This is a genomic window from Lysobacter sp. TAF61 (assembly GCF_052113485.1).
Classification (GTDB): domain Bacteria; phylum Pseudomonadota; class Gammaproteobacteria; order Xanthomonadales; family Xanthomonadaceae; genus Lysobacter_J.
Map to the genome: position 1 here is coordinate 703,006 of NZ_JBFRDH010000001.1, position 12,813 is coordinate 715,818.

Annotated in this window: 12 protein-coding genes; 1 reads left to right on the forward strand and 11 read right to left on the reverse strand. The window is 67.6% G+C overall.

Going from position 1 to position 12,813, the window contains the following annotated elements; translation table 11 throughout:
* Positions 1-15 precede the first annotated feature (15 nt).
* The 9 genes from recO to rpoE form a co-directional block, all read right to left on the reverse strand.
* Positions 16-768, reverse strand: coding sequence for a DNA repair protein RecO (gene recO, locus AB4Y64_RS03090; protein WP_441814969.1), 753 nt, complete (start codon positions 766-768; stop codon positions 16-18).
* A gap of 21 nt (positions 769-789) precedes the next feature.
* Entirely contained in the window at positions 790-1,686 is an 897-nt protein-coding gene (era, locus tag AB4Y64_RS03095) for a GTPase Era (protein WP_441814970.1), read from the reverse strand.
* A gap of 89 nt (positions 1,687-1,775) precedes the next feature.
* Complete coding sequence (gene rnc, locus AB4Y64_RS03100) at positions 1,776-2,438, reverse strand: ribonuclease III (RefSeq protein ID WP_441814971.1); 663 nt, start codon at positions 2,436-2,438, stop codon at positions 1,776-1,778.
* Complete coding sequence (locus AB4Y64_RS03105; protein ID WP_441814972.1) at positions 2,431-2,811, reverse strand: DUF4845 domain-containing protein; 381 nt, start codon at positions 2,809-2,811, stop codon at positions 2,431-2,433. The genes rnc and AB4Y64_RS03105 overlap by 8 nt, the downstream gene beginning before the upstream one ends.
* Positions 2,812-2,909: 98 nt before the next feature.
* Positions 2,910-3,695, reverse strand: coding sequence for a signal peptidase I (lepB, locus tag AB4Y64_RS03110; protein ID WP_441814973.1), 786 nt, complete (start codon positions 3,693-3,695; stop codon positions 2,910-2,912).
* Positions 3,696-3,908: 213 nt separating this feature from the next.
* A complete protein-coding gene (lepA, locus tag AB4Y64_RS03115) occupies positions 3,909-5,702 on the reverse strand; it encodes a translation elongation factor 4 (RefSeq protein ID WP_441814974.1) in 1,794 nt (597 codons plus the stop codon).
* Positions 5,703-5,900: 198 nt separating this feature from the next.
* Positions 5,901-7,427, reverse strand: coding sequence for a DegQ family serine endoprotease (locus tag AB4Y64_RS03120; RefSeq protein ID WP_441814975.1), 1,527 nt, complete (start codon positions 7,425-7,427; stop codon positions 5,901-5,903).
* Positions 7,428-7,536: 109 nt separating this feature from the next.
* Positions 7,537-8,451 (reverse strand): sigma-E factor negative regulatory protein, encoded by a 915-nt coding sequence (locus tag AB4Y64_RS03125; protein WP_441814976.1) that lies wholly within the window; start codon positions 8,449-8,451, stop codon positions 7,537-7,539.
* Positions 8,448-9,068: an RNA polymerase sigma factor RpoE gene (gene rpoE / locus AB4Y64_RS03130; protein ID WP_441814977.1), complete on the reverse strand. Its 621-nt coding sequence runs from the start codon at positions 9,066-9,068 to the stop codon at positions 8,448-8,450. The genes AB4Y64_RS03125 and rpoE overlap by 4 nt, the downstream gene beginning before the upstream one ends.
* Positions 9,069-9,344: 276 nt before the next feature.
* Here rpoE and AB4Y64_RS03135 point away from each other — a divergent pair, with 276 nt between their 5' ends.
* The gene (locus AB4Y64_RS03135; protein ID WP_441814978.1) at positions 9,345-11,399 is read left to right on the forward strand and encodes a 3-hydroxyacyl-CoA dehydrogenase NAD-binding domain-containing protein; all 2,055 of its coding nucleotides are present in this window, start codon (positions 9,345-9,347) and stop codon (positions 11,397-11,399) included.
* Positions 11,400-11,473: 74 nt separating this feature from the next.
* Here the strand turns inward: AB4Y64_RS03135 and AB4Y64_RS03140 are convergent, their stop codons facing one another.
* Entirely contained in the window at positions 11,474-11,830 is a 357-nt protein-coding gene (locus AB4Y64_RS03140) for a PilZ domain-containing protein (RefSeq protein ID WP_441814979.1), read from the reverse strand.
* A 5-nt stretch (positions 11,831-11,835) separates the two neighbouring features.
* On the reverse strand, positions 11,836-12,813 hold the full coding sequence (locus AB4Y64_RS03145; RefSeq protein ID WP_441815223.1) for a DNA polymerase III subunit delta': 978 nt from the start codon (positions 12,811-12,813) through the stop codon (positions 11,836-11,838).

Genomic DNA, 12,813 nt, shown 5'->3' on the forward strand with positions numbered 1-12,813 from the left:
GCTCGCCAGCCGCGGTCAACCTTCCGGAGCGGCGGGTTCGCGCCGAGGTGCGACGCGGCCCAGTTCGGCCAGCATTTCCCAGGACTTCAGTCCGCGCGCGCCGAGGTGGAACGCGAGCACGCCGCGGATGCACCGGCGCAGGCCTTGCAGATCGTCGGAATCGGGCATCCGGTCATCGGCCAGGGACAGCAGCGCGCGCCCGGTGGCGGCGCTGCTGCGGTCGCCGTGGCCGCGGTCGCTGAGCAGACGGCTGGGGCCCTGCTCGGGATCGAGGCGATAGCGCGCGGCCGGGTCGATGGGTGTGCCCTCGCCGTCGTGGCGCCAGTCGAAGCCGAAGCCCAGGGCATCGAGCAGATCGCGTTCGTAGCGGCGCAGCGTCCAGCCCAGTGACTCGCCGGCGCCGATGCGCGCCCGCGCGACGGCGTAGGCGTCGTACAGGTCTGGCGCGGGATCCTGCCGTGGGGCCAGGCGCAGGGTCAGTTCGTTGAGATAGAACCCGGCCAGCATCGCCTCGCCACCCAGCCTCGGCGCCACATCGATCGCCTCGGCGGAATTCAGCCGCGCCAGTTCACCGACCTGCACGGCATCGAAGCGGATCGACTGCAGCGGCTGCAATGCGGCGCGCAGCACCTGGCGCTTGGGCCCCTGCACGCCGCGTGCGACCAGCCCCAGCCGGCCGTGATTGGCGCTGAGCACTTCGATCAGCAGGCTGGTCTCGCGCCATGGCCGGGCATGCAGGACGAACGCGGGTTCGTTGCTCAGGCGCACGTGCCGGTGCCCGTGTTGGCCTCAGTCGTGATAACCGAACGCCCGCAGCGCTGCTTCGTCGTCGGACCAGCCTTCGCGCACGCGCACCCAGGTTTCCAGGAAGACCTTGCTGCCAAACAGGCGCTCCATCTGCTGGCGCGCACGCGCGCCGATCTCGCGCAGGCGTTCGCCGCCCTTGCCGATCACGATCGCTTTCTGGCCATCGCGTTCGACCCAGATCACCGCGCCGATGCGCAGCAGGTTGCCGTCGACTTCGAACTTCTCGATCTCGACCGTGGTCGCGTACGGCAGTTCTTCGCCGAGTTGGCGCATCAGCTGTTCGCGCACCATTTCGCCGGCGAGGAAGCGCTGGCTCTTGTCGGTGATTTCGTCTTCGCCGTACAGGGCTTCCTGTTCGGGCAGTTGTGCGAGCACGGTCTTGACCAGGGCTTCCAGTCCGCTGCGCTTGAGTGCGGAGATCGGGTGCACGCCGGCAAAATCGCGGCCTTCGCTGACCTTGGCCAGGTACGGCAGCAGCGCCGCCTTGTCCTTCATGCGATCGACCTGGTTGACGACCAGCACCACGGGCATGCCAGCCTTTTTCAGGGCGTCAAATGCGAGGGAGTCTTCGTCGTCCCACTGGCCGGCGCGCACGACGAGCAGTGCGGTGTCCACGCCTTCCAGGGCGCCGCGGGCGGCGCGGTTCATCCAGCGGTTCATCGCGCGCTTCTGTTCGCGGTGGATGCCGGGGGTGTCGACCAGCAGCAGTTGGCCTTCGGGGAAGGTGGCAATGCCGAGCAGTTGATGGCGCGTGGTCTGGGGGCGGCTGGAGGTAATGCTGACCTTGGCGCCGACCAGCGCGTTGACCAGGGTGGATTTGCCGACGTTGGGACGGCCAATGACGGCGACATGGCCGGCGCGATGAGTGGGGGTGTTCATTGGGGAGATTGTCGGCTTGCGGGGGGCCGAGGGCAAACAATTATGGACGTGGCCCAGAGGGCGCCCGCGACTTTGATCGCGTTAGCGGCTCAATCGTCGATCTTCAGGCGTTCCAGCGCCACTTCCGCGGCGATCTGCTCGGCGGCGCGGCGCGAGCCGGCCTCGCCCTGGGTCAGCAGCGGGGGCTGGGCCAGGGTGCAGGTAACGACAAAGCTCTTGGCGTGGTCTTCGCCGCTCTCGCTCAGCAGGGCGTAGACCGGCAGTGGTTTCTGGCGGCCCTGCAGCCATTCCTGCAGGCGGGTTTTGGCGTCCTTGCCGACCTTGTGCGGCGGCGGCAATGCGGCGATCGCGGCGCCGAACCACGGCAGGACCGCGGCACGGCAGGTGGCGAAGTCCGAATCCAGGTAGATCGCGCCGATCACCGCTTCCAGGGCGTCGGCCAGGATCGAGTCGCGGCGGTGGCCTCCGGACTTCATTTCGCCAGGGCCGAGGGTCAGTCTTGCCCCGAGTTCGAGTTCGCGGGCGATCGGCGCGAGTGCGGACTCGCGCACGAGTTCGGCGCGGGCCCGCGTCAGCGCGCCTTCGTCGGCACGCGGCCAGTGCGTGTACAGCGCTTCGGCGACGATCAGGTTGACCAGTGCATCGCCGAGGAACTCCAGCCGCTCGTTGTGCGGTGCGCCTGCGCTGCGATGCGTCAGGGCCTGCTCAAGCAGGCCCTGATGGTTGAAGCGATAGCCGATCCGGTCACTCATCCAGCGCCGTTCGACTCAAGAGCTGCTCGGCGCTGAAGTGACCGACGACGTCGATGTTGGCGATCAGCGGGCGACGCACTTCGTACTCGACCGCCATCGTGTAGCCGGCATCCTTGCGCGCGATCTTGACGTCTTCCGGCTTCACGCTCTCGGCGTAGCTGATGTCGAGGCGCTTGAAGAACGCGGCCTTGATGGACGCCGGATCCTGCTGGCTGATGCCCGACTCCTTCGACAGCTGGCTCAGCGCTTCCTTGACGGCAAAGAACTCCGAGTACATCGGAATCAGCTTCATGCCCATGTAGATGAACACGCCGGCCACGGCCAGCACCAGGACGAACCCGATCAGGGTCATGCCGCTCTGCGTACGCTTCATTTCAACCATCCCCCAATGTTTGTGTGCCGCCCGAGCGTCGTCGCAGTCCCCCTGGACGGCGCGGGCGGTGTTTCAGTTGCAGCCATGCCTGGCCAGTATTACTTGATCCGGCTGCCGATGCGTGAACGGTCGACGCCGCCGTCGAAGTTCATCCAGATCAGGAACGCCTTGCCGCGCAGGTTCTGCTCCGGCAGGAAGCCCCAGTATCGGCTGTCTTCGCTGTTGTCGCGGTTGTCGCCCATCACGAAATAGTGACCCGGCGGCACCACCCAGTCGCCCTCGCCCTGGTCGAGGAAAGGCAGGTTGGTCCGTTCCAGCACGCTGTGCTCGCGGCCCAGCAGGTCCTCGCGCAGTTCTTCGGCGCCGGTCATCTCGGTGCCGTTGCCGATGCCCTGGTAGACGCCGACCGGTACGTAGCTGAGGACCTTGCCGTTCACCGTGACCTGGTTGTCGTGGTAGCCGACGCGGTCGCCCGGCAGGCCGACCACGCGCTTGATCCAGTCCTGGTCCGGATGGTGCGGCGGGCGGAACACGACCACGTCGCCGCGCGCCGGTTCACCCAGGGCGACGAACTTGTGGTTGTTGATCGGCAGGCGCAGGCCGTAGGTGAACTTGTTGACCAGGATGAAATCGCCGGTCAGCAGGGTCGGCATCATCGAGTTCGACGGGATGCGGAACGGCTCGGCAACGAAACTGCGCAGGATCAGCACCACCGCCAGCACCGGGAAGAATGCCTTGGAATAGTCGACGACCACCGGCTCCTTGCCGTCGTCGAGCAGGCCCTCTCGCGCGGCGCGGCGCTTGGCCAGCCACAGCTTGTCGAGCAGCCAGACCAGGCCGGAGAACAGGGTCAGGACGACCAGGATGATTTCAAACCAACGCATGCGTGCTCCTCGGGAGAGCCGGGAATGGAAAAACGGAATTGGAGGAACACGGGAGCTCGAACGGGCGAGAGGCCGCCCCCCGGCACCCTCTCATTCCGAGCATAGCGAGGGATCTGCTGTTCGTCATGCGCAGCCTGAGGCGGCTGGCTTGGCCAAGTGGGGTACTCCCGCACCCGGCCGCGACACCCCGCTGCGATGCCAACAGTCCCGGCATTATTTGTTGTCGGTCTGCAGCACGGCGAGGAAGGCTTCCTGCGGGATCTCCACGCGACCCACCTGCTTCATCCGCTTCTTGCCCTCTTTCTGCTTCTCGAGGAGCTTCTTCTTGCGGCTGATGTCGCCGCCGTAGCACTTGGCCAGGACGTTCTTGCGCATCGCCTTGACGGTCGAGCGGGCGATGATCTGCGAACCGACGGCCGCCTGGATGGCGACGTCGAACATCTGCCGCGGGATCAGCTCCTTCATCCGCTCGCACAGGTCGCGACCACGGCGATCGGCATGGCTGCGGTGGGTGATGATCGACAGCGCATCGACCTTGTCGCCGTTGATCAGCGTGTCCACGCGCACGAACGGACCGGCCTGGAAGCGCAGGAAGGTGTAGTCGAGCGAGGCGTAGCCGCGGCTGACCGACTTGAGCCGGTCGAAGAAGTCGAGCACGACTTCGGCCATCGGCAGCTCGTAGCTGATCTGCACCTGGCCGCCCATGTAGTTGATGCCGATCTGCACGCCGCGCTTCTCTTCGCACAGCGTGATCACGTTGCCGACGTAGTCGGGCGGCGTAAGGATGTTGGCGCGGATGATCGGCTCGCGGACCTCTTCGATCATGTTCACCGGCGGCAGCTTGGCCGGGTTGTCCATCGGCACGATCGTGCCGTCGGTCTTGAGCACCTCGTAGATCACCGTCGGCGCGGTGCTGATGAGGTTGAGGTTGTACTCGCGCTCCAGGCGTTCCTGCACGATCTCCATGTGCAGCATGCCGAGGAAGCCGCAGCGGAAACCGAAGCCCATCGCTTCCGAGCTTTCCGGCTCGAAGCGCAGCGCAGCGTCGTTGAGGCGCAGCTTGTCGAGGGCTTCGCGCAGGTCCGGGTAATCCTCGGCATCGACCGGGAACAGGCCGGCGAACACGCGCGGCTGCATTTCCTGGAAACCGGGCAGCGGCTTGGACGCCGGGTCGGTCGCGGAAGTCAGGGTGTCGCCGACCGGCGCGCCGTGCACGTCCTTGATCGAAGCGTGTATCCAGCCCACCTCGCCCGCGCCGAGCTTGGGCAGGTCCTTGCGCTTGGGGGTGAACACGCCGACCTTGTCGACCTGGTGGGTGCGGCCGGTCGACATGACCAATAGCTTGTCGCCCGGCTTGATCTCGCCCTGCATCACGCGCACCAGCGAGACCACGCCGAGGTAGTTGTCGAACCACGAATCGATGATCAGCGCCTGCAGCTTGTCGGTGTCGCGCGGCTTCGGCGGCGGGATCCGATGGACGATCGCTTCGAGCACGTCGATGACGTTCAGGCCGGTCTTGGCGCTGATCGCCACGGCGTCCTCGGCGTCGATGCCGATGACGGCCTCGATTTCGGCCTTGGCGCGCGCGATGTCGGCGGTGGGCAGGTCGATCTTGTTCAGCACCGGCACCACTTCCAGGCCCTGCTCGACCGCGGTGTAGCAGTTGGCGACCGACTGCGCTTCCACGCCCTGGGCGGCGTCGACCACCAGCAGCGCGCCTTCGCAGGCGGCCAGCGAGCGGCTGACTTCATAGCTGAAGTCGACGTGGCCGGGGGTATCGATGAAGTTCAGGAAATAGGTCTTCCCGTCCTTGGCCGTGTACGGCAGGGAAACCGACTGTGCCTTGATGGTGATGCCGCGCTCGCGCTCGATCGGATTGGAGTCCAGGACCTGCGCTTCCATCTCGCGGGCCTCGAGGCCGCCACAGAGCTGGATGATGCGGTCGGCCAGGGTCGACTTGCCGTGGTCGACGTGGGCAATGATGGAAAAGTTTCTGATCTGCTGCATGCGGGGCCGCGCGAGGCTAGCCGGTTCCTTGAAAATCAACGCGCGATTATCGCATACGGCCCGGTCGCGCCGGTCCGACCCTTCCGGCCGCTCTTCCGGCCACCCGCGATCTGCCCTTCCCATCTGCCCTGCCCGGCCACCGTGTGCACAGCGGCGCCCGCCGGCTGGCGGGCCGCGCGGAGCACTGCGCGGCCGGCCTCAGCCCGCCTTGGCTTCGTCTTCGGCGGTGACCGCGATGAACTGGGTGCCGCCCTGGCGGCGGACCAGCAGCATCACCGTCTGGCCGGGCTTGACCGTGGACAGCTCGCGATCCAGCGCCGAGGCGCTGGCGACCGAATTGCGGCCCACCGACAGCACCACGTCGCCCGGGCGCAGCCCGGCCTCTGCGGCGGCATCGCCCGGGTTGCGCACCATCACGCCCTCGTTGCCGCGCAGGCCGAGGCGCTGGCGCTCGCCACTGCTCAGGTCCTGGCCGACCAGGCCCAGGGCGTTGCCGGCGGACGGGGCCGCCGGGGCATCGCCCGCGGCCGGGCGCGGCGCGCCGGAACCGCCGGCCACCGTCGCGTCCAGCTCGTTGACCACGACCGTCAGGTCGACGTTGCGGCCGTTGCGGTAAACGCTGACCTTGGCCCGGGTGCCCGGCGCCATCGAGCCGATGATCGGCGGCAGGTCGCTGGACTCGTTGATGGCACGGCCGTCGACGGCGCGAATGACGTCGCCGCGCTCGATGCCGGCCTTTTCGGCCGGGCTGCCGGGCAGCACGTCGGCGATCAGCGCACCGCTGCTGTCGGGCAGGCCCAGGCCCTTGGCCGACTCGCTGGTGATCTGCTGGACCTGCACACCGAGCTGGCCGCGGCTGACCTTGCCGGTCGCGCGCAACTGCTCCGCCGCACCCATGGCCACGTCGATGGGAATGGCGAAGCTCACGCCCATGTAGCCGCCGGAGTTGCTGAAGATCTGCGAGTTGATGCCGACCACTTCACCGCTGGTATTGAGCAGCGGGCCACCGGAGTTGCCCTGGTTGATGGCGACGTCGGTCTGGATGAAGGGCACGTAGCGCTGATTGGCGTAGGGATTGCTGCGGCCGACCGCACTGACGATGCCGGCGGTGACCGAGTGGTCCAGGCCGAACGGCGATCCGATCGCGATCACCCACTGCCCCGCCTTGGTCGAGCTTGCGTTGGCCATGCGCAGGAACGGCAGGCCCTTGGCGTCGATCTTGAGCAGCGCAACGTCGGACTGCTCGTCGCTGCCGACCACCTTGGCGGTGAACTCGCGACGGTCGGACAGCTTGACCTTGACCGTGTCGGCGCCTTCGACGACGTGGTGGTTGGTCATCACATAGCCGTCGGCGGAAATGACGAAGCCGCTGCCCATCGAGGTGCCGCCGCCGCGCGGACCGCGCGGGCCGCCGGGAGCCCCGGGACCACCCGGAAACGGCATGTCGTCGCCGAAGAAGCGGCGGAAGATTTCCGGGATCTGCTCGTCGTCGGGCGCGCCGCGCGCATTGCGCTGCGGCGCGACCTCTGCCTGGATGTTGACCACCGCCGGCCCGACCCGCTGGACCAGGTTGGTGAAGTCCGGCAGGCCGCTGACCAGGGGCGCGGCCGGCGTCGCGGCCGGTGGCGGCGCGATCGGCGTGCTCGGCGGCTGCGCGGTGCAGGCTACCGGCAGCGAAGCGGCAATGGCGGTGACAAGGACCAGCGAGCGAAGCGGACGGTTCATCGAATACGGCCTCAAAAGAGATCGGATTTCAGGAGTGCAGCAGGGAAGTTGTAGCAGGCATCCGGACTGCGGCGCCGCCGGCGACGGCGCCATGAAACTCGCAGCCCCGTCAGCGCCGTGGCGCGGACGACTCGCTGTCGGCGGCGGCCTGTTCGGCCGTCGGCGCCAGGCTCGGTTCAAACGGATAGAACGACGGCGAGGACGCGCCACTGCCGTAACTGGCCGTGATGCCGGCGCTGCCGGAGTACTGCGGCAGCACGGCGCGCGGCCACGGCCTGGCAGTCGCCTCGGCATGCTCGGGCTGGAAGGGCTTGCTCGCGACCGGATTGGTCGCCACCGCATCGCTACTCACCGAAGCGAGTGCGGCGGCCGGCGCGACCGACGCCACTGCCGTCGCCGCGACCGGAGTCTGGCGACTGGCCCGCAATGCCGCGCGCTGGCTCTGGCTGCGAGTGGACGAACGGCGTTCTGCCGCGCGTCGCGGAACCTCCACTGCGGCCACGGCGGCCGCGCTGAGACCGGCCTGGTGATCGGGAGCGTCCGGCAAGGCCGGCTCCGGGGCTTGCGGCGCAGGCGTGGCGGGCGCAGGCGTCGTCGCGGCGACCTGCGTGGTCGCTGCATCGCTCGCGCCCGGCGCCGCGTCGTTGGAGAAGGGGCGGCCCACGAACAGGGCCGCGACCGCAACCGAAGCTGCAAGCGCGCCGCCAATCCAGCCGCGCCGACTTGCCGCTGCGCTGCGCGGGGAACGCGACGCTGTCGATGCCGTCGCATTCGAGGCGACCGCGATCAGCGACGGTTCCCGTGCGACGGCCGTGGCCACACGCTCGGAGAAACCATTGCCGGCGAACGCCGTGGGCTGGCCACGCAGCACGTCGCCATACAGTTGCCAGCGGTCGCAGGCCTGGCGCCACTGCGCATCGTGACCGAGCCGCTTGAGTGCGAAGCGTGCTGCATCGCCCTCCAGTTCACCGTCAAACAGCGCACAGAGGGTTTCGTTGTCGCGATCGTTGGCTGGCGTATTCATCGCTTCGAAGCTTCCGCAGAGTCGTTGTCGAGCAGGGGCCGCAGTTGCGCATCGATCGCCTCGCGCGCACGGAAGATGCGCGAGCGGACGGTACCGATGGGACAACCCATCTTCTGCGCGATCTCGTCATAGCTCAGGCCGTCCACCTCGCGCATGGTGATGGCGGTCCGCAATTCTTCAGGCAGGGTTTCGACCACGCGCATCAGCGTTCGTTCAATTTCCTGCCGCAGCAACTCATGTTCCGGCGTATCGGTGTCACGCAGGCGGGTGCCGGTGTCGAACTGCTCGGCGTCGCCGGCGTCGATGTCGTCGGTCGGAGGCCTGCGGTTCTGTGCAACCAGGTAATTCTTTGCAGTGTTCACGGCGATCCGGTGCAACCACGTATAGAACTGGGCATCGCCACGGAAGTTCGGCAGCGCCCGGTAGGCGCGTATGAACGTTTCCTGGGCGACGTCCTGGCATTCGCTCCAGTCGGGGATGTAGCGCCCGATCAATGCGGTGATCCGATGCTGGTACTTGCGCACCAGGGCATCGAAGGCCGCACTGTCGCCGCGCTGGACACGCCCGACAAGCTCCTGGTCCAACTCCACGTCTTTGGGCAACACTAATTCGGCCATACCGCGCCGGCACTCCTGTGGGCTCGGCCGTGGCCGAACAATGGGACAACCCTGTCGGGGGAAAGTTCAATCACGATCATTAATGGGGTCGGGCCCTGCGCGCCGCAAGCGCCAAGGGTCAGGGTCTCATCGACCCGTCCCGATGGCCATTGCAATGGCCATTCCAACGGCGACCTCACGGAATCTCAGCGAGGCAACCGCCACACTCCGATTTGACGCCGGGGAAACATCCTCGGGATGATAGCGTTCTCTCCATACCTGAACGAATGGTGCCGAATGATTGCTGGCCTTGACGGTCTCCGCTTCCAGCACTGGCAGACCGAGCTTCGCGCCGATGGTGTCCTGGTGCTGTCGTTCGACCGCGCCGGTGCGCCAGTCAACACCTTTGGCCAGGACGTCCTGATCGAACTGGATACCCTGCTCGAGCGGCTGGCGCTGGATCCGCCCAAGGGCCTGGTGCTGCGCTCGGCCAAGGCGTCGGGCTTCATTGCCGGCGCCGACATCAAGGAGTTCCAGACCTTCGATGCCAAGGGCACCGTCGGCGATGCCATTCGTCGCGGCCAGCAGACATTCCAGCGCCTGGCCGAACTGCCCTGCCCGACCGTCGCCGCGATCCATGGTTTCTGCATGGGCGGCGGCACCGAGATCGCGCTGGCGTGTCGCTATCGCGTTGCCAGCAACGATCCGTCGACCCGCATCGGCCTGCCGGAAGTGAAGCTGGGCATCTACCCGGGCTGGGGCGGCAGTGTCCGCCTGCCGCGCCTGATCGGCGCACCGGCGGCCTTCGACATGATGCTGACCGGACGCACGCTGTCGGCCTCGGCCGCGCGCGCCAATGGCCTGGTCGACAAGGTCACCGATCCGTCGAGCCTGATCGATGTCGCGGCGGCCTATGCGCTGCGCGGCAGCCAGCGTCCCTTCAAGCAGCGCATGCTGGCATGGGCCACCAACACGCTGCCTGCGCGCAAGCTGCTCGCACCGGTGCTGACCAAGCAGGTCGCACGCAAGGCGCGCAAGGAGCATTACCCGGCGCCGTATGCACTGATCAATACCTGGGCCAACAGCGGCGGCGGCATCCAGAGTCTGTTGTCGGCCGAGCGCAAGTCGGTGGTGAAGCTGGCCTCGACGCCGACCGCGCGCAACCTGATCCGCGTGTTCTTCCTGCAGGAGCGGCTCAAGGGCCAGGGCGGCAAGGAGCACGGCATCAGCCACGTGCACGTCGTCGGCGCCGGCGTGATGGGTGGCGACATCGCCGCGTGGTCGGCCTACAAGGGCTTCAACGTCACGTTGCAGGACCGAGAGCAGCGCTTCATCGACGGCGCGTTGACGCGCGCGCAGACGCTGTTCGAGAAGAAGGTCAAGGACGAGGCCAAGCGCATGGATGTGAGCGCCCGCCTGAAGGGCGACCTCGCCGGAGAAGGCGTTGCCAGCGCCGACCTGGTGATCGAGGCGATCATCGAGAATGCGCAGGCCAAGCGCGAGCTGTATGCCGAACTCGAGCCGCGCATGAAGTTCGACGCGCTGCTGACCACCAACACCTCGTCGATCCCGCTGACCGAGTTGCGCGAACACATCGGCCGTCCGGCGCATTTCGCCGGGCTGCACTACTTCAATCCGGTGGCGTTGATGCCGCTGGTGGAAATCATCCACCACGACCGCGTCGCTTCACAGACGCAGCAGCGCCTGGCGGCGTTCTGCAAGGCGATCGACAAGCTGCCGGTGCCGGTGGCGGGCACGCCGGGCTTCCTGGTCAACCGCGTGTTGTTCCCATACATGCTCGAAGCCGCGACCGCATACGCCGAAGGCATCCCGGGCGCGGCGATCGACAAGGCGGCGGTGAAGTTCGGCATGCCGATGGGCCCGATCGAATTGATCGACACGGTTGGCCTGGACGTTGCCTCCGGCGTCGGTGGCGAACTGGCGCCGTTCCTCGGCCTGCCGATCCCCTCCTCGCTGGCGACGCCGCCGCAGCAGGGCAAGCGCGGAAAGAAGGACGGCCAGGGCCTGTACAAGTGGGAGAACGGCAAGGCGATCAAGCCGGCACTGCCCAAGGACTATCAGACGCCATCTGATCTGGAAGACCGCCTGATCCTGCCGCTGCTCAACGAAGCGGTCGCATGCCTGCACGATGGCGTGGTCAGCGATGCCGACCTGCTCGATGCCGGCGTGATCTTCGGCACCGGCTTCGCTCCGTTCCGCGGCGGCCCGATCCAGTACATCCGCGAAACCGGCGCCGACGCGCTGCTCACGCGCCTGCAGCAGTTGCACGCCCGCTATGGCGACCGTTTCGCGCCGCGCCCGGGTTGGGATAGCGGCGCACTGCGCGGTTGAGGTTTGCATGAGCCCGGAGCGTCGTTCACCGCGACGCCGCTCCGCAGTCCGCAGTACCGCAGGCCGCGGCGCGACTACATCGTGTGCGTCGCGCGCTCCGCGCTGAGCGTGCCGGCCAGCAGCGCTTCGATCTTGCCCTTGACCGTCTCGCCTTCCGCGGTCTCGGCGAACTGCACGCCGATGCCCGCCGGACGATTGCCCTGCGCACCCACCGGCGTCACCCAGACCACCTTGCCGGCGACCGGCAGGCGCTCGTTCGACTCGGGCAGCGTCAGCAGCAGGAAGACCTCGTCGCCGAGGAAATAACGCTTGGGCGTGGCCACGAAAACACCGCCGCCCTTGAGGAATGGCATGTACGCACTGTAGAGCTGCGCCTTGTCCTTGATCGCGCAGGACAGAATGCCCTGGCGCGCACCACCTGCAGAACTCATGCCGCTCATACCCTGCTCCCCCCTTCTGCCCGCCGCCCGTCGAGGGCGCGCCAGGCCAGCAACAATTCGGTGACCGCAAGGTCGGCCCGCACCGTGGTGCGCAGCAGATCGCGGGTCCGGTTCGCCTGATCGAACCACGCAGCCAGACTGCGCGTTCGACCCGGGTCGGTCAAGCCGGCGGCGTCGGCCAGCACCAGGTCGGCGGCATGGCGCAGACGCAGGCCGGCATCCTCGTCGCCGACCCAGCGCTGGGCTGTCTCGATGGCGCCGATGTCGCCGCGCGCGAGCTTGGCCAAGTCGCTGGCGACCTCGCGGCGCAGCTTCAGACCATCGTTGCCGAGCCACTGGTTGGCCAGGCCCGGATGGCCACGCGCGGCTTCCAATGCTTCGCGCGCACTGGCGTCGGAATGCCCCAGCTGTTTCAGCCACGCTTGCGATTCGGCGGCCTGCGGCAGGCGGAATTCATAGCGCTGGCAGCGGCTGCGGATCGTCGCCGGCAGTCGCGCCGGATGCGCGCTCAGCAGCCACAGGTAGCGGCCCGGCACCGGCTCCTCGAGGGTCTTCAACAAGGCATTGCAGGCGGCATGGTTCACCGCCTCGGCCGGGTCGATGATCACCACCTGCGCGCCGCCGTATTGCGGCGTCAGCGACAGCTTGTCGGAGATCTGGCGGATCTGGTCGATGACGATTTCCGTGCGCAGGCGCGTGCCTTCCTTGTTCGGCACGAACGACACGAACTGGTAGTCCGGGTGCGTGCCGGCCGCGAGCAGGTGGCAACTGCGGCAGCTGCCGCACGGCTCGCCGGTCGCGCTCGGCTGCTGGCACAACAGCCGTTGTGCCAGGCGCTCGGCCACCGCGCGCTTGCCCAGTTGCGCCGGCCCGCAGAACAGCAGGCCGTGCGCCAGTCGCCCGCTCGCCTGCGCGGCCACGGCCTGGTCGTATACGCGCTGTTGCCAGGGCGCGAACGTGCTGGCCGCCGCCAT

Coding starts and splice junctions, on each gene's coding strand:
- AB4Y64_RS03135 (WP_441814978.1), top strand. CDS start 9,345: ATGATTGCTGGCCTTGACGGTCTCCGCTTCCAGCACTGGCAGACCGAG.
- AB4Y64_RS03145 (WP_441815223.1), bottom strand. CDS start 12,813: ATGGCGGCGGCCAGCACGTTCGCGCCCTGGCAACAGCGCGTATACGAC.
- rnc (WP_441814971.1), bottom strand. CDS start 2,438: ATGAGTGACCGGATCGGCTATCGCTTCAACCATCAGGGCCTGCTTGAG.
- lepA (WP_441814974.1), bottom strand. CDS start 5,702: ATGCAGCAGATCAGAAACTTTTCCATCATTGCCCACGTCGACCACGGC.
- AB4Y64_RS03140 (WP_441814979.1), bottom strand. CDS start 11,830: ATGAGTTCTGCAGGTGGTGCGCGCCAGGGCATTCTGTCCTGCGCGATC.
- lepB (WP_441814973.1), bottom strand. CDS start 3,695: ATGCGTTGGTTTGAAATCATCCTGGTCGTCCTGACCCTGTTCTCCGGC.
- AB4Y64_RS03105 (WP_441814972.1), bottom strand. CDS start 2,811: ATGAAGCGTACGCAGAGCGGCATGACCCTGATCGGGTTCGTCCTGGTG.
- rpoE (WP_441814977.1), bottom strand. CDS start 9,068: ATGGCCGAATTAGTGTTGCCCAAAGACGTGGAGTTGGACCAGGAGCTT.
- AB4Y64_RS03125 (WP_441814976.1), bottom strand. CDS start 8,451: ATGAATACGCCAGCCAACGATCGCGACAACGAAACCCTCTGTGCGCTG.
- AB4Y64_RS03120 (WP_441814975.1), bottom strand. CDS start 7,427: ATGAACCGTCCGCTTCGCTCGCTGGTCCTTGTCACCGCCATTGCCGCT.
- era (WP_441814970.1), bottom strand. CDS start 1,686: ATGAACACCCCCACTCATCGCGCCGGCCATGTCGCCGTCATTGGCCGT.